The organism is uncultured Psychrosphaera sp. (assembly GCF_947500655.1).
Lineage (GTDB): Bacteria > Pseudomonadota > Gammaproteobacteria > Enterobacterales > Alteromonadaceae > Psychrosphaera.
Genome location: NZ_CANMSK010000003.1, coordinates 222,792 through 240,106 on the forward strand (window position 1 = coordinate 222,792; position 17,315 = coordinate 240,106).

Sequence of the window (17,315 nt, forward strand, 5' to 3'; positions counted from 1 at the left end):
AAAAATGACGGCCGAATCTAGCAACATAAATGTTAAAAAAATTATTGGTCGACTAGAGTCAGTATCATTACCAGAACTTGGCATAACAAGTATGCAAGTAAAGGTAGATACTGGCGCTAAAACGTCGTCATTGCATGTAGACAACATTGAAAAAATAAAAATCAAAGGGAAGCCGCACGTTAAGTTCGACATTCACCCAGATATTCATAATGTTGATAAACAAGTGACATGTACAGCTCGTCTTAGCGATATTAGAAACATAAAATCGTCTAACGGCACAGCTGAAATGCGCTACGTTATTGAAACACCTCTCACTCTCGGTGAAGACACTTGGCTTGTTGAGATCACGCTTACCGACCGTTCAGACATGAACTATCTTATGTTGTTTGGCCGTGAAGCGATTGGGGCAAGATACTTGGTTGACCCTGATGAAGTTTTTTGTATCTCAGAAAACTAAAATACCATTAATCCCAATTGCACTTTAGCAATTGGGATTTTCTTTATAAGTAGCCTATATCTATAGCTGAACATGAAAAGTCATGTGTAATAAATCCCCTGAAATAAGCAATCAGTAAAAAGTATGCTTAAGGAATAATATGAATTTAGAAAATATTAGAAATATATTAAATGAAACCCTTTTCATTATCTCCGGACAACCTGTTTCATTAGGCAATATCTTATTGATCCCTATTGTTTTACTCGTTGGATTTTGGCTTACCAAAGCCTTGGTTAGATTTGTTACCAAAAAACTCACCAGTAAAAGTAAAGATCCTAACTTAATTCATTTAACTCAACGACTAATGTATGTATTAGCCATTACTATCATACTCATCACCACATTAGATCTGATCAACATTCCTATCGCCGCCTTTGCCTTTTTATCTGGCGCCATTGCTATCGGTTTTGGTTTTGGTGCTCAAAACATAATAAACAACTTTATTAGCGGTTGGATATTAATGTGGGAACGCCCAATACGTATTGGTGACTTTCTAGAAGTTGAAAATGCCAAAGGTATAGTAGAAGAGATAAATACACGCTCTACTCGTTTCCGTCGAGTCGATGGTGTTCATATGCTAATTCCAAACAGTAAATTATTAGAAAACACCGTTATAAATTGGACCTTAGTCGACAAATTAATGAGAACCTCGGTGCGTGTTGGTGTCGCTTACGGCTCACCAGCAAAAAAAGTTGCTGAGCTATTATTACAAGCTACAAATGCACAAGTTGAAGTGTTAAAAGATCCAGCACCTAGTGTGATCTTTGATGACTTTGGTGACAATTCATTAATGTTTGAAGTTAATTTTTGGATTAATTCTACCGTAGAAGGTGGATTAAGAGTTATGCGTAGTAACATCCGCTTTGAGATTGATGAACTATTTAACCAACACGGAATTGTTATCTCTTACCCACAAAGAGACGTACACGTCGACGGTTCACTTATTTTAAAACGAGAACCTAGAAAAGCAGTTCTAACAAAAAAACACTAAGGCTTTTAACCTTAGTGTTTTTTGATACTACGAATAAATTAATGAGACTTGCTGTACATCACAGTTTAAATATATGTAATGCAACGAGCCCTTAAAACGGATTAATTAATAGAAAGTCCGAACAAGCTAATGCCGGTTTCATAAGGTATCTCTTGTGCAGATATTTTAAGTTGCTCTATTAAACGAATATATTCCGTCATCATATGTGCATTAATATTTTTCTGGCCTGGTACTGACGAGGTAAATTTAGTAGCTCTTAGTGCACTTTTTACGCCACTAACTTCAGAATACTTGCCGTTGCCATCCAAAATCACGCCAACCCCCATGTGCCAATAAATATCTAAATCTCTTATTTGCAAAGGACTAATTGGCGGAACTAAAGGCACAATATCGTCAGGTGTTACAACACGAATTAAAGGTAAATCAGTAAACAGATCAGCACCACCAACATTGGTAACTTTAGGCTGACCAAAAGTAATTATTTGCGTCACGTTAAAATCACTTTTCTCTAAATACATTCCCAACACAACTGCAATTGCACCACCTAAGCTATGACCAGTTAAATGAACAGGTTGGTCAGCTTTTAGATAAGGTTTCACTTCGTTTAAAATAGCTCTCGCACCAGAAGCAAAACCTTGGTGTAACTTTATATTAAGCTGAGTGTCTGGTTTCAATTCCAGATCTAAGTCCACCATAACATTTGCTTCATTAGCCGTACCGCGTATTACTATGGTTTGTACGCCGTTATATTCAGTTAAAAAGTAGCTTACTTGGTTTTCTTCAATCGTAGATTGATGTACAAGCACCTGACTTTGATTTTCTAATGCGCTTTTAATAACATCGGCATTTGAATAAGCAACGGCAGCGAGTTTCGCCTTAACATCAATTTCTGTGAAGTCGTGCTGTGCAGACAACAACTGAAATGGCGCTAATAACAGAGAAGCCAAAATTGGAAGTGTTTTAAACATAATTTAAATCGATAACCGTAATTGAAAATTATATAACTGAGAATACTAAAGAACGTCTATGACGAATAGTAATTAATCAGCTAAAACGGAATTTATTGAGGATTGTAGTGAGAAACCGATACTTTGTTTCTCACTTCTTATTTGAATGAATAAACTATTTTCTTTTAGGTTTCGGAAATGCAGATTTCAAAGCTGTTTTAAGTGCTATTTCGGTTACGCCTAATTCTAGAGCCGCAGCTGTTGTATTAAGCTGTCTCCCGCCATTATTCATAATTGCACTGACTAAATCATCCACTGAAACACCAAGGCTCTTAGCTGCAATACTGAACTCTGGTGGTGGAGCTCCTGAATTACCAGCATGACCAGGACCTCTCCCTCTTGGTCCGCCTTCAGCTCCAATACCTTGTTTTGCATTAGTGGAAAAATTATCTTGTGCCACCACACCACGTAAACAACTAGGAAGGTTAGGGAATTTATTTGAAGCGTGGTAATGATAACCACCATCAGGGTTTTCCAATGTTGAACTTATATGTCCATTACACTTATCTAAGTCTGTTGGAACCTTGCCGTTGTTATCAAGATGCCCGTACATTGGATAACCGTCAAACGCATACGCAAAGATCGCACTTGCTTTTTGCTCTATCTGACAACTTACCTTAACGCCCTCATTTTTAAATACGGTATTAACATCTGTTGCTGTTGCATGCCAATGGTACCAACCTCCTGGATCTACATGCCCACCACAAGAGTCCAATGCTGGCATATGACCGGTATCTAATACTGATGGAGCATCTGCAAATATCGGCACACCATCTAACGCCAAGCCCACCTTAGCGACAGTACCTAAACTTGTTGGCTTATCAGCTTTAACAGGATTGATTGGCAACAAAATTGTCATCTCAACAGTCTTATCTAGTGACGCTGCTAAACAAGAGTTTTTGTCTTCAGGTCTAGTTGTCCTAACATCCGTGATATGAACGGAACCATCAGCATCATAAAAAGTATAACCTTGGCCGTTGATCATTTTTAAGAAGGTTTCATCAATTTTGTACAGACCTGGATTATCTCCATCCCACTGCCAAATTCCACCTGAGTCTTTTAATGTACTTGGACAAAAAGGCCCTGTTTGCAAATTGTCAGGTTGGTATTTAACGACCAAGCGAGCACAAGTTGCTGATGTACCATATTCTAGCGTACATTTAACAAGTTCTGGAGCTTTAACTAAAGCATCTTTGCTGATGTACTTAACATTAACGTCTGCCAAAGCTTCACTGAAAGGTATAATTGCCAAAATTAATACGGCAATTAGAAAGTAAGTTTTTTTGTTCAGGAATTTCATATATTTGTTTCCTAAAGTTGTTTTTGTTCCGCTATCTCATACAAGTCTGTCATAAAAATTTGTTCAATACACGAGCTATCTTAGAGATGTAATAATAAGCTGAATTTGTCTCGATATAATTAATCTCGGCTTTGGCTTCTTTCGTCGCTCGACCTCTCCTGCATCCAGCAATTGTAGATCAAATAAATATCGCGAATTTTTTATTTATGTATTACAGAGACTGATTATTTAGTGAATAGTTCGTTGAACTTGGATTTTTTTTAGCTGGATATTTAGAAGGAAATTTTATTCTTGGACTGATCTTGGGGTTAAGTAATAAGTAAAATTACTCATGCACCCAATCTAAATAAACAATAATTAGATTGGGTGCATGTATGTAAAATATCTTAGCTGTAGAAAGCTTCAACCGTTCCTTTCATTGTGATCAACAAAGGTTGACCGCGACGGTCTAGCGCTTTTGCTGACGCTACTTTTATCCAACCTTCGCTGATGCAATACTCTTCAACATCAAAACGTTCTTTGCCATTAATTTTAATACCAATATTGTGTTCAAAAACTGCTTTCACATGATGTGGGCTACGTGGATTAATAGAAAGGCGATCGGGTAAATCTGGTTTAGATTCAGGTGCTGTTGATTCAGATGTGCTGTCGTTCATGTTCGTGACCTAATATAAAGAAGTGCTCTATTGTAGACAATATAACAGCGCCGCTCAAGAACTGCTGAATTTAGAATTTCGTTAGCAAAAATTAACCCTTTGGTTTTTTAATTGCTTTAAGAATATCTCGCCAGCTCACAATGCCAACTGGACAGAAGCTACTATCTACCACAGGTATACAGGATATATTATTCTCTAGAAATAAATTTACCGCATCGTGCACAGTATTATCTTGCTGCAGACATATCGGTTTTCTAGTCATGATTTGATGCACTTTCTTATTCAACGTCGCTGTGTCCGTCAACTTTGCAGCCGCAGTGCCTATTTTAGGACTCACCGCCTTTAATAAATCTCGGTCGGATACCACACCAAATAATTTATTCTTTTCAACAACTAACAAGTGATGAAATTTAGCATTCGCAAAGATCTCATTCACAACAGACAAATCATCATCAAGACTTACTGTTAAAGCTGGTGACGTCATTATTTTTTTAATATTCACAGATACTTCCCTGAAAAACTTAAAGCTTATATTGATGTAAATTAGCACCACTTATTGGTGACTTCAATTAAATAGAGACAAAACTACATACTCCATAAAGGGAGTAGATTACTTATTGTTAAATCAAAAAAAGATAAAACTCACCTTTTGTTTAACAGCGAAATTGGAGAGCAGGCAACTCAACATTGAAAAACTTGTAGCAAAAACATCTAAGTGATACTTTCCCATATTGGACTAACTATCAGGCTAACTATTAGAGAAGTAAGTAAAAAGTCATTATGGACAATCAATTACCTAAACCACTCATTATTATCATATCTCTCATTCAAGGTATTTTATTAACACTTTTATATCAAAGCTCGGAATCTCAATCCTGGCCTAGTAGTAACCCTATTTGGTTTATTTCATTGATGACTTTCATCATTAGCTTCCCTTTCTTAACTTTACTTTGTATTACAAAACAGAAGGTTATAGGTTGTTTCAAATACCTATTACCTTTTAGCTTAGTGTTATCACTATTGGGCGCTTACATTGGTCTACAACAACTCCCTCTTAAACTTATCAATAATGACACCGCTGTAATTGTCTTTATCTTCACAATTTTAATCGCGTCTTTTAAAGCATTAATGTATATACAATTACGCCTTATTGGAGAGAAAGCGAACTTCCAATCTTTGTTCAAACTGTCTTGGCAAAATTTTATTATTTTTGCTGAATGCTGTTTATTTGTCTTAGTTTTTTGGGGCATTCTAAATTTAGGAGCTGAGTTATTTTCAATTTTAGGCATACATTTCTTTACTCAATTATTAGATAAAAATTGGTTTGTAATACCTGTACTAAATCTTGCTTTTGGCTTTGCTATTATCATTTTTAGAAACATTACAGCTACCGCTGACAGCATAGCAACCATACTTAAAACACTTATAAAGTTTTTGTTACCTGCGCTGAGTATTATTTCGTTAGGCTTTTTAACAACACTCATATTTACCGGTTTAGACACACTTTGGGAAACAGGAAAAGGCAGTTCACTAGCACTTTGGTTACAAGCGTTAACCTTGTTTTTTGTGAATGCGGTTTACCAAGGAAATATCAAAGAACGTATTTATCACCCAGCATTAAATAAAATCATTATTATTAGTGTGGCGTTATTACCGCTTTATAGCATTATTTCGTTTTATGGTATTTGGTCTCGCATCGACCAATATGGATTAACCGTTTCACGCTGCTGGGCTGTATTAGTATGCTTTTTATTAGCATGTTTCTCAGTTAGTTACTTATTTGGCATTATTAAAAAACGAGGCGCATGGCTAGAAATCGTAAGTAAAGTAAATGTCGTCATGGGTCTTGTTGTGATGTTCTTTATGTTACTGGTTAACTCACCGTTATTAAGCTTTCAGAGTTTAACCGCCAATAATCAAATAACTCGCTTGCAAGATGGAACAACAGCATATCAAGATTTTAGTTATCACTACTTTGCAAACTCTTTGGGCAGACAAGGCTATTTGGCTTTACAAGAAATTAGACCTGAACTACAGCTAAACGCACCTGAAAAAGTAGAACTTCTTGATGGACTATATGTGAACTACAAATATGACGATACAGAAACTGAAATAGTGAGTATTGACGTATTTAAGCAATCCCTTACATACTGGCCAGAGCAAAGTCATTTCCCTGAGGACTTAATCCAAGCTATCTATGACAAGGAAATAGGACTCTATCGGGCTGGGCGTAAAATAAATCATTACGTTCTCGCTAAAGACTTAAACAATGACGGCGAATTAAACTTTGTGTTTATATCAGAAGAAGATAATTACTACTCAGCGTATCTGTTCCAATTAAACAATGAGCAGTGGGAATATAAATACATGGATAATACCCGCGGCTTTGACATCCCCTCCAAGATGGAAACTGATTTATTGAAAAATAAAGTTGAAGCCGTCACACCACAATGGAACGACTTAAAAATAGGTAACGTCTTATTTAGAAAACCAATTCACTAAGTGTTATGACCTTCTAGCTCAAGATTTTGATATTGAGCTAGAGGTTAAAAGTCTTAGCTCTTAGAACTGAAAGCGGTAGAGGAAAATCAAAGCTAAAGCCGTTCTTTTAGCCATCAGTCAAAAGGCATTATTAATTCCCTAATAAAACTAATTCATAAAATACATGTTAATGCATAAATATAATCGTCGCGCTCCCTAAGAATACAAAGAAACCCACTACGTCTGTAACGGTTGTTAAAATAACGGAGCCTGCGAGGGCTGGGTCTATGCCATTTTTATCAAGCACCATTGGAATGATAATGCCAGACAAAGCTGCCACTAACATATTCACCACCATAGCCACGCTTAAAATGACCGATAACAAATAGTTGTCGAACCAAAATATAGTCATGGCTGCAACAATAACAGCCCAAACAACCGCGTTTACCGCAGCAACACTTAGCTCTTTATCACGCAATGCTCTGTAATTAGCTGTATTTAGCTGTCCGGTTGCAAGTCCGCGAATGGTCAGGGTTAAGGTTTGACTACCTGTTATACCGCCCATACTTGCAACAATTGGCATTAATACCGCTAACGCCACAACTTCAATTAATACCTTGTCGAAAATCCCAATGACTGCTGACGCTAAAAAGGCAGTAATTAAGTTAATACCTAACCATAAAGCACGACGTCTAGCACTGGTAAATATTGGTGCAAATAAATCTTCATCACTTACTTTACCCATGTGAGCAACTTGGGCTTCGTAATGATGTTGGAAAATAGATAAGGCGTCACCCATTGAGAACTCACCAACAAACTTACCCGTTTCCGTTAATATCGGTAAGGTTGGGCGGTTGCTGTTTTTAATCAGGTTTGACGCTTCCATTAATGAAAGTGTATCTAAGATATTGTCATCGCTTTTTTCTGCAATCGCTTGGACTAACGTTGCGCCTTCAGCGTTTAACAAATCGTTTATTGAGACCTCACCTACGTAATGAAATTCGTCATCTAACACTATGTAGTTACCAGAATAATCTGTTAAATCACTTTGGCGTATTTCGTCTAATACATCTTCAATTGAGGTGTTATGTTTAACGGTATAAACGTCTGAATCAGCATAGCGACCAACTTGTTCCTCGTCATAACTTAGCGAAGATTCAACATTTGATTGCGATTGAGGTGATAGCTTGTTGATTAACTTGGCAACCAACTTTTGCGGTAACGCAGTTAAAATCTCCACCACTTCGTTGTCAGAGCTCGACTTAACGGCGTCTTCTAATTCTTCTGAGGTTAATACTGAAAGTAACTGTTGACGAGCGTCGTCACGCATTTCATATAAAATAGCGCCCTCTAACGACTGATCAATTAACGGCCACAATTTTAAACGCTGAGCATTGGTTAACCCTTCTAAGATCAATGCCCATTTATTAGGTGTGTAACTTTCAGTTTCAGCCGGTAGCACAACCAAATCGTCAGCTAAGATACTGACAAAGTCTAGTGATGGTATTGTTTGATGTTCCATGTGACTACCTTAAAAAATTACGTTTTGTTTTGCTCACTTTTAACTGCTGCCTTTGTTTTTACAACGGCTTTAGTTGTTGTTTTCGTACCGGTTGAGTCTGCCTTTGCGCTTGGCTTTGTACTTGGCTTAGCGCGTGGTTTCGCTCTCGGTTTCGCCGTTGCAGTACTGGCTGCTGTCTTATTCTCTAACGATTTACTTTCTGAACTCGTACCAGCTAACTGTTTTTTATCTAATTGTTTCTTTTCTTCAAGTAAAAAGAGCCTTATGCACTCTTCCAGCATTTGCTGCTCAATTAAAGTTGCTTGCTCTGTTGGACAAAAAATACTAAATACCACCTTAGTTTTACCTAACTCAGTGGACTCAAAAGAGACGGTTGGTTCAGGTCCGGTAATTTTTATGTCGAGTCTATTTTCAATCATAGAGCTATAACGTTCAGCAACGTCTTTAAATTCAGCGCAATACTTTTGGGCTTGTTTCATCAAAGTGCTTTTTAGCGCATACGGATTAATGGTCAAACTTTCTCTAATATAAAAGAAAGAGTGATTCACATAGCGTTTCATGTAATTTAAGTTAGTAATTGGTAAGTTAATTAATTGTAAATTGGGAATAAACACACTTTTCCCAGTATAAGAATAAGTAACTAAATCAACTTCCAACAAGGTGGTTTTCGCCATGTCTGTCGCAGTAACTTCACCGGCATGGTGTCCAACTTGGATCCAGTCACCAATTCTAAATGGTCTAGAACTAGAGATATAAACAAAGCCAATGAAACATTGAATTATTTCACGAGTTACTAAAATAATTGCCACTACAAAAGCCGCAATGGAAAATGCAAAACCTTGAATTTCTTCATGCCAAATGGCAAACAGTAAAACAACCACTAAAACGTTAATTAAGTTTTTTAAGTGATTGATCAAATAACGTTTATCGTCGCCTTTTTCTATGGCTCTTTTTTTGATCAGTTGAAAAATAAAGTATTTTAAAAACCACGACGTTAGGATCAACATTATGGTGATAGCTAAATGGCTTTGCATAAATGTAATCAATTGACTGCCTTATTATTTTTTAATTTTACTTTTAAGTAATTCAAGCGTGGCTTCAGGACCCGATGTGGCTAATACCTTAGCAAGTTCTTTTTGTTTTGACTGCAACAAACTAATACCCTCAATAACAAAATCGTACATTAACCACTTATCTTCCACATCAGAAAAGCGCCACTTGGTTGTCAGCTGGGTTGTTTTATTCTCCCCTACCAACTTCATAGTAATACTGGCACCTTTATTCGAATTGGTCATTATCGATGACGCTAAAACAATTTTTTCATTATTATAATTTACTAAACTACTGGCGTAATTGGCTACCAAAGTATCTTTTAATACACTGACAAATTCGGTTTTTTGCTCTGGCGTCAACTTAACCAAATGTTTACCTAACACTTTGTAAGCAAAAAACTTTTCGTCAATATTTACCAACAACTCTTTTTCAACAAGTTGTTTAGTAGATTGAACCGTTAAATTGTTTTGTTGTTTTAAACTAGTGAGTTCAACCTCAACGGTTTTAAACAACTGACCCGCTACTTTATCAACGGTTTCTGCCATAGCAGTTCCGGTTAATAACGCAGTTAAAGAGATAAAACAAATAACTGATTTAATAAATTTCATTGTTAATAATGCCTGTAATTTTCTTACTTGTGGGCTGACGATAAACATTTATCACTTTTGCCCAAGTACAAACTTCACGTTTGCGTTTGTTAACTTAACATTAGTAGCTAATGTATGTCGTTAACCTATTATTTTTTTTCTCAAAATAAAAAACCAATAACAAATGTTATTGGTTTTTTTGTTGCAAACCTAATGGTATTTTACCTTAGGTTTTAATACGTTCGATTACATTTCTTCTTCATCAACTACCGATGCAATGTACTCAATTATTTTCTCTACACTGGTAAATTTAGCGTATTCGTAATAATCCATTTCACTGTTTACACAAGCTAACAAGGTTTTTTTATCTATTGCTTCAGGATCTTGAATGTTGAGACAATATTCGTAAGTATCTCTAACGAACTCAGGATCCGGACTTTCAACTTCGTCGTTAGCAAAAACCAGATTGCTAAACACTAAGTTGCTAACTAACAAAGCTAAACCAATTACTTTTTTCATTATTTAATTCTCCAAAAAAGTTTGTTCTTAAAAACATTTTATTCACTAAAAGAAGTGCCGCTAAATTAGTGTTGTTTTTACGATTTGGAAAACTAATATTTTTTATCGAATTGACAATATTTTTTAGTCGTTGTTAGAAGCCATCTCAATAACTGCTGAACGTTCAGGTGAAGATTGATCAATTACTGTGACCACATTCTCTATTGTGTCGACCAATCTATTGTGTTTTTGATACACGGCATAGATAGAACGAGTTAACGAATGTTTACCTTTGACCTTAAATAATTCGCCACTTTCAATAAAGGGTTCTGCCAAAGCCGTCGGCAAATATGCAGTTCCACCCTCAGACAAAATAAAGTCCAGCGCGATTCGGCCTGTAGATGTAATTAGCTTAGGCACGTAACTTTTACCGTATTTGGCATCATGTTCAGACGCAAACTGAGTGCCCCAATCAACATAAACATAGTGTTCAGCCATAGCTTCGTCTGCTTTAATGTTGCCTTTGGTGGTTACCATCACCAAATTTACATTCGCAATTTGTTCACTAATTACTTCGTTTGATAGGAATGGATCAAAGGTTAAGGCTAAATTTAACGTGTTATCTAATATAGAGGAATGTAACTGCCTGATGCCTAACATCTCAGTTTTAAAGGTTAACTCTGGTAAACCTTTAGTGACTACCGTTAAATAGTTTTGAAAATACGCATCCCAAACATTAGGCGTAGCACCAATAGATAGTTGCACAAGTTGAGAGTCGGCCAACGATATGTCGGTTTTCACCTGCTGCATTGCCCTAACCATAGTGGTTGCATAAGGGATGAGTCTTTCACCTGCGGGCGTTAAACAAATATTATTTCTAATACGTTCAAATAGCGGAGCATCAACAAATTCCTCTAGCTGCTTAATTCTGGCGCTAACCGCAGCTTGAGTAATATAGAGTGTTTCCGCGGCTTTGCCGAAGTGCCTAGTGTTTGCAACCTCTAGGAAGGTTTTGAATACTTTTACGTCCATAACAGCAGGATAAATAGATTTTTCTATTTAACAAACATTTTTTTTGGATTCGATAAAAATATTTTGTTTTTCAAATGGTCAAACTAAGACTATTTTTAGAAAAATTGTTGAGGGTATTAAAATGAACACACAAATTAGAAAAGGTTCTAAATCGTTTTTTGATGATGTTAATTTCCCTAGAGGCTTTAGCCGCAGCGGAGAATTTACAGTACAAGAATCGAATTTATTAAATGATTATGGCTATTCTTTGCAACTGTTATCAAACGGCTCTTTGATGCCAGAGAATACAGAAGAAGTAAGATTCGCTGATGTATGCACAGGCCGAGAAATCGCGCAGACATTGGTAGAAAAAACATGGATGAAATACATTTCGTTAGCCGCACCAAGAAAATACGAAAATGTATATGGAATGGGACGCCCACAAAATAACTTTGAGTCTGGTGAATATTACCTAGAACTCTAATATTAATTTTTTATTGAGGTTTTTTTATGGATTACTTTGACGAAATCTATGAAATAGAAACTGTGTCTGAAAACACAAATAAAGGCGACCGTCGCAAACGTTTTGAAACACAACGACGAATTGAAGATTACAAAGAAACACAGCGTATGAACAAAGAGGTTAACTATTACGATGAATGGTAGGGTTGAATAAAGCCTATACATCAAGCAGTAACCGCGCGCATTTATCAAACTAAATGCCATATAAGTTCAAGTAACATGCAGTTCTGAACATTTAGATCTAAAACGTTAGATCCAAGCATTAAGTGTAAAAAAAGAGCGTCTATTCACACGAATGGCGCTCTTTAATCTTTCCAAGTAAATTTATTTACTAGCTAAACTTTTTAAAACAGTTGTGTGCCATCAATAATTTTCATCATTAAATTTTACCCATATATCTCAATTAGTTGCCACATAAATAACTCTATGTTTCAATGCCCACATTATTTAGGGGGGAATTAAATTGAAACATTCTATTTTACTGGCGGCTGGTCTTTTAAGCTATAATTATGCACTTGCAACTGAAGAAAAAATTACTGTATACGGACACAAAACAGGCTTAATTGGCGATGCTATTAGCGCATCTAGCGGCATTATTGGCCAAGGTGAAATTCAAGACCGACCAATGCTGAGAAGCGCTGAAATGCTTGAGTTGATTCCTGGTATGGCGGTAACGCAACACAGTGGTTCTGGTAAAGCGAATCAATATTTTATTCGTGGCTTTAATTTAGATCACGGAACTGATTTTGCAACTAACATAGATGGAATGCCAATCAATATGCGCAGCCATGGTCATGGCCAAGGCTACACAGATTTAAACTTTATTATCCCTGAAACCATTTCTACTATTAGCTACCAAAAAGGCAGCTATGATGCACACCAAGGCGATTTTTCTACCGCCGGCAGTGCTAACTTTCATCTGAGTAATAATTTACAACATCAGCAGTTGAGCCTAACGCTTGGCGAAGATAACTATTTACGCTCCGTTGCACTGGGTAGTACACAATTAAGCAAAGGTAATGTTACCGGTGCAGTAGAGTGGCAAACATATCAAGGCCCATGGCAAGACATTGATGAGGATGTAAACAAAAAGAATGCGTTAATACGGTACGCTGGTACAGCATTTAATGGTGATTTATCAATTACTGCAATGGCTTACGATAATAGCTGGAATTCTGCCGATCAAATTCCACAAAGAGCGGTAACTCAAGGTTTAATATCTGAATTAGGTTCACTTGATACAACCGTTGGTGGGGACTCAAGTCGTTATAGTTTGTCTGCTAATTGGAAAAGCCAAAACTGGAAAGTAAATGCGTATGTGATTGATTATGATCTTAACTTATTCTCTAACTTTTCTTATTATTTGAACGACCCAATAAATGGCGATCAATTTCAACAAAGTGATGCCCGCGTTATTTCTGGCTCAACTATTAGTTATCAATTTGAAACTGAAAACTCATGGCTACCAATGCAACACACGACAGGTGTAGAAATACGTAACGATGATATTAGTAAGGTTGGTTTATACAATACCAAAGCTCAGCAATATTTAACTACCGTTAGAGAAGATAGTGTAAACGAAACTAGTTACGCTGCATTTTGGCAATCCAAACTGTCATTATCAACTAATTTACAAGCCTCTTTAGGTTTACGTTACGATTACTTTAGTGCCGATGTAAACAGTAACAACAGCGCTAATACAGGTGACGCTGATGATGACTTGTTAGGTTTAAAAGCCAGCATCAATTACTTGTTCTCTGATAATCTTGCCGCTTATGCTAATTGGGGACAAAGTTTTCATTCCAATGACGCACGTGGTTCAACTATTACCTTAGATCCTGTAACGCTCGATGACGCTGAACAAGTTGATTTATTAGTCAAAAGTGAAGGCAGTGAAATTGGTTTTCGTTATTTTGATGAACAAAACTTTAATATTTCAGCGGCATTTTGGTGGTTAGAGCTCGATTCTGAATTGTTATTTGTTGGCGATGCTGGAAATACAGAGCCGAGTGATGCATCAAAACGATACGGCTTAGAAGTGAGTGCTTATTATTGGTTTAATCAGTCTCTAAGCCTAGACGCTGAAATATCATTAACTCACTCTCGTTTAGATATTGATGGGCCAAATAATAAGATTGAAGGCGCAGTTCCAGTTGTTGCTAGCTCAGGAATTAATTGGCACATTACAGAGCAATGGCATAGTTCATTACGAGTACGTCATATTGGTGAACGCATATTAACCGATGATGACTCACAACGCTCTGATCCACTTACTGTAGTAAATGGTTTAGTGAGTTATCAGCAAACGCACTGGAAAGTGTCTTTTGAGTTACTCAATATACTTGATAGTAACGATCATGATATTGATTATTATTATGCATCACGTCTTCAAGGTGAAGCTGAAGCGGGTGTTGAAGACAATCACTTTCACCCAATAGAGCCGCGTACTGCTCGCTTGAGTTTTAATTGGTTATTTTAAAATAAGTAATTACATCTAAATACATAAAAAAGCTGACTTTATTATTTATCATTTAACTTATTGCTTAACTTATTGAATGGAATTGCTTATATTTGTGCACATTGTTCACGAACGACAGTTATTACAATTAATCAACTTTCCTCGTTACTACTAATACCAATAACATTATCTGTTATCATAAAATTTAACAGTAATATTCAAGGACATAATGGAACTCATATTTAACATTGCACCATATAACTGGATGGGCATTTTTACGTCTTTATTATGTGGCACTATTATTGGTCTAGAGAGACAATTTAGAGGAAAACCTGTTGGTATTAGAACCTCTTCATTAATTGTAGTTGGCACGTATATATTTGTAGCCACTGCTAATTTTGTAGTTATTGATTCTAGTACTTACGACCCTTCAAGGATCATCGGCCAAGTTATCACAGGTGTTGGCTTTTTGGGTGCAGGTGTAATGTTAGCAAAAGATGGCGCTGTGGTTGGTGTAACGTCTGCGGCAACAATATGGGTATTGGCAGCTATTGGCGTATCTATTGCCAATAATAATTATTCTACTTCTATTATTTTGTCATTCGTTGTTGTGTTTATTTTAGTAGGCGTAGATATTTTAGAAAATACCTTTCAAGCATTATCAAAAGGTGTGCATACAAAATATACCAATTGGAAACAGCAACCGACTCCATTTAGGTTAAGAAAAGTATTTAATCCAAAAAATAAAGAAAAACAATAGTGATACTTCTTACTATACAAAACCTATTTAATTCTGCATATAATCTATGCGGAACCTTTTTAACAATATATTGTTTAACCTAACATAGATATCTAAGTAGAATTTTTACATGGAAAAATGGAGCTCTAAAAAACAGATGCCTAAATGGTTAACCCCAGTATTATTCTCTATTTTTATTCATGTCATTATTGTCGCTATTCTAGTGCAACAACATTTATCAGAACAAACTAGTCAACAAAAAACACAAGTTAAAAAACCTATCAAGGCAATAAAGTCTTACTTAATTGTGGCTAAGCCTAAAGTAAAAAAAGTAGCAGTAAAGAAAGTTGAACCGAAAAAAGCTCCGACAAAAATACTGCCAAAGCCAAAGAAAGTTGTAAAAGAAACCATCAAAAAAGAATCTAAGCCAACGCCTCCACCAGAGAAGAAAAAAGTAGCTAAAGCAACACCAGCTAAAACCAAAGAGCCCATTCAAAGTTCAAGTGTAGTAGAACAACCAAATCCACAAACGCCTCCACCAAGTTCTATGATGATAATAAAGAAAAAATCGTCTGGAATTTCTGCTGCACGTGATTATTTAAATCAGAACCAAAGTATTCCCCCAACTAGTTGGCAAGAGCACCAATTTGAACAAACAAAAAACAAGCTAAATGAACAAGTAGAAAATGAAAAAGCTAAAAAATACGATGGTAAATTTACACCTGATATTAGTGGGATGACAGATTTAGGGAAAACCGGTGATGGTAGCCAATTAATAAAATCTGGCGATGCATGTTATGTAATTCAAAAAAATTCGCTTGGTGATTCAGTCTGGTTAGGAACACCTTGCCCGTTATCGACCGATCCGCTTAGGCAAGCTTATAGAAAAAGCATGGATAAATACTTAAAGAAGAACTAACTTTCCATTAATCAATGGTTATTCTGTACTGCTGACTCTAAAATATGCACACCATTCTCTAACATAAACTGCTGAAATGCTTTGGCTAACAATGTTGGTTGGCGGGCGGAGTTTTGTACCAAACGCCATTTATTACGAATAGGAAAATGCTCTACTTCCAATATTTTCAATCCTGGCATAATACCAAAATCCAAACTGTGTTTACTCAATACTGACAAACCTAACCCCGCAGAAACCGCTTGTTTTATAGCTTCACCACTGGCTATGGTCATCTTCTCATTTAACTCAAAACCGTGCTGTTTAAATAACTCTATGGTGTTTTCCCTAGTGCCTGAGCCTGCTTCTCGTAAGATAAATGGATAATGGCTTAATCTGGCGAGGCTGATACTAGGTAATAATGTGAGTTCATGTCGTTCAGGTGCAATGACGACTAATTCATTATCTAAAAATGGAGTTTCTAGTACTTCAATATTTTGAGGAATTTGACCAAATAAATAAAAATCATCAAGCTTGTCGGCGAGTCTTGCATGAATTTTATCACGATTTCCAATCTCTAATTTAACATCTACTTGCGGATGCTCCTTGGCAAATGCCGCCAATAATAGAGGTAAAAAATATTGTGCGGTTGTGACCACGGAAATAGACAAGGTGCCAGTAACCACACCTTGTAAATTGTCTATATCAGTTTTCAGATTACCTAAGGTTTGAAATATCTGATTAGCACTGTTAAGCACCGCTTTGCCCGCATCAGTTAACTCAAGTTTACGACCTAACATTTGATAAATTGGCAAACCAATTAATTCACTTAAATTTTTAAGTTGAATGGAAACTGATGGTTGCGATATATGTAATTTATCTGCCACCACAGACAAACTTTTATAACGTGCCAATGCTTGTATTAGTTGTAATTGTCGTATTGTTGGCTGTCTGTTTGTTTCTAAACTCAAACTCATTATATAATTTTATCTATGATTGAAATTAATTATATATATTAGACTCTATTCAAAACTAATTCTAGGATGGAGTTATACCAATTCCGTATATGAATTAGACAATTCATTAATAATTATTTGAG

18 protein-coding genes are annotated in these 17,315 nt (G+C 36.2%); 8 read left to right on the forward strand and 10 right to left on the reverse strand.

The window, feature by feature from the left end; all coding sequences use genetic code 11:
- Nucleotides 1-4: 4 nt before the first annotated feature.
- Nucleotides 5-457, forward strand: coding sequence for a RimK/LysX family protein (locus tag Q0940_RS04450; protein WP_299264592.1), 453 nt, complete (start codon nt 5-7; stop codon nt 455-457).
- A gap of 139 nt (nt 458-596) precedes the next feature.
- Nucleotides 597-1,487, forward strand: coding sequence for a mechanosensitive ion channel domain-containing protein (locus Q0940_RS04455; RefSeq protein WP_299264594.1), 891 nt, complete (start codon nt 597-599; stop codon nt 1,485-1,487).
- A gap of 101 nt (nt 1,488-1,588) precedes the next feature.
- Here Q0940_RS04455 and Q0940_RS04460 read toward each other — a convergent pair whose 3' ends face one another.
- From Q0940_RS04460 to Q0940_RS04475, 4 genes are all read right to left on the reverse strand, one after another.
- Entirely contained in the window at nt 1,589-2,455 is an 867-nt protein-coding gene (locus tag Q0940_RS04460; protein WP_299264595.1) for a lipase family protein, read from the reverse strand.
- 154 nt (nt 2,456-2,609) lie between these two features.
- Nucleotides 2,610-3,794 carry a YHYH protein gene (locus Q0940_RS04465; RefSeq protein ID WP_299264596.1) on the reverse strand — a complete coding sequence of 395 codons (1,185 nt, stop codon included), beginning with the start codon at nt 3,792-3,794 and terminating at the stop codon, nt 2,610-2,612.
- A gap of 386 nt (nt 3,795-4,180) precedes the next feature.
- On the reverse strand, nt 4,181-4,450 hold the full coding sequence (locus Q0940_RS04470) for a DUF3297 family protein (RefSeq protein ID WP_299264598.1): 270 nt from the start codon (nt 4,448-4,450) through the stop codon (nt 4,181-4,183).
- 91 nt (nt 4,451-4,541) lie between these two features.
- A complete protein-coding gene (locus tag Q0940_RS04475; protein WP_299264600.1) occupies nt 4,542-4,934 on the reverse strand; it encodes a CBS domain-containing protein in 393 nt (130 codons plus the stop codon).
- Between the two features lie 296 nt (nt 4,935-5,230).
- Here Q0940_RS04475 and Q0940_RS04480 point away from each other — a divergent pair, with 296 nt between their 5' ends.
- A complete protein-coding gene (locus Q0940_RS04480) occupies nt 5,231-6,952 on the forward strand; it encodes a DUF4153 domain-containing protein (RefSeq protein ID WP_299264601.1) in 1,722 nt (573 codons plus the stop codon).
- Nucleotides 6,953-7,118: 166 nt separating this feature from the next.
- Here Q0940_RS04480 and Q0940_RS04485 read toward each other — a convergent pair whose 3' ends face one another.
- The 5 genes from Q0940_RS04485 to Q0940_RS04505 form a co-directional block, all read right to left on the reverse strand.
- Entirely contained in the window at nt 7,119-8,453 is a 1,335-nt protein-coding gene (locus Q0940_RS04485) for a magnesium transporter (RefSeq protein WP_299264603.1), read from the reverse strand.
- Between the two features lie 17 nt (nt 8,454-8,470).
- Nucleotides 8,471-9,499: a mechanosensitive ion channel domain-containing protein gene (locus Q0940_RS04490; protein ID WP_299264605.1), complete on the reverse strand. Its 1,029-nt coding sequence runs from the start codon at nt 9,497-9,499 to the stop codon at nt 8,471-8,473.
- Between the two features lie 12 nt (nt 9,500-9,511).
- Nucleotides 9,512-10,114 carry an ABC transporter substrate-binding protein gene (locus Q0940_RS04495; protein WP_299264606.1) on the reverse strand — a complete coding sequence of 201 codons (603 nt, stop codon included), beginning with the start codon at nt 10,112-10,114 and terminating at the stop codon, nt 9,512-9,514.
- Between the two features lie 225 nt (nt 10,115-10,339).
- On the reverse strand, nt 10,340-10,612 hold the full coding sequence (locus Q0940_RS04500; protein ID WP_299264608.1) for a hypothetical protein: 273 nt from the start codon (nt 10,610-10,612) through the stop codon (nt 10,340-10,342).
- A 123-nt stretch (nt 10,613-10,735) separates the two neighbouring features.
- Nucleotides 10,736-11,623, reverse strand: coding sequence for a LysR family transcriptional regulator (locus tag Q0940_RS04505; protein ID WP_105051815.1), 888 nt, complete (start codon nt 11,621-11,623; stop codon nt 10,736-10,738).
- Between the two features lie 121 nt (nt 11,624-11,744).
- Here Q0940_RS04505 and maoP point away from each other — a divergent pair, with 121 nt between their 5' ends.
- The 5 genes from maoP (at nt 11,745) to Q0940_RS04530 (ending at nt 16,240) form a co-directional block, all read left to right on the forward strand.
- Nucleotides 11,745-12,086 (forward strand): DUF413 domain-containing protein, encoded by a 342-nt coding sequence (gene maoP / locus Q0940_RS04510; protein ID WP_105051814.1) that lies wholly within the window; start codon nt 11,745-11,747, stop codon nt 12,084-12,086.
- Nucleotides 12,087-12,112: 26 nt separating this feature from the next.
- Complete coding sequence (locus Q0940_RS04515; RefSeq protein WP_299264622.1) at nt 12,113-12,268, forward strand: PA3496 family putative envelope integrity protein; 156 nt, start codon at nt 12,113-12,115, stop codon at nt 12,266-12,268.
- Between the two features lie 319 nt (nt 12,269-12,587).
- Entirely contained in the window at nt 12,588-14,603 is a 2,016-nt protein-coding gene (locus tag Q0940_RS04520; RefSeq protein ID WP_299264625.1) for a TonB-dependent receptor, read from the forward strand.
- Between the two features lie 208 nt (nt 14,604-14,811).
- Nucleotides 14,812-15,342, forward strand: a complete 531-nt coding sequence (locus tag Q0940_RS04525) for an MgtC/SapB family protein (RefSeq protein ID WP_299264628.1) — start codon at nt 14,812-14,814, stop codon at nt 15,340-15,342.
- 109 nt (nt 15,343-15,451) lie between these two features.
- Complete coding sequence (locus Q0940_RS04530; protein ID WP_299264631.1) at nt 15,452-16,240, forward strand: hypothetical protein; 789 nt, start codon at nt 15,452-15,454, stop codon at nt 16,238-16,240.
- A gap of 11 nt (nt 16,241-16,251) precedes the next feature.
- On the opposite strand, the gene Q0940_RS04535 is transcribed toward Q0940_RS04530, so the two are convergent.
- Complete coding sequence (locus Q0940_RS04535; RefSeq protein WP_299264634.1) at nt 16,252-17,193, reverse strand: LysR family transcriptional regulator; 942 nt, start codon at nt 17,191-17,193, stop codon at nt 16,252-16,254.
- Between the last annotated feature and the right edge of the window lie 122 nt (nt 17,194-17,315).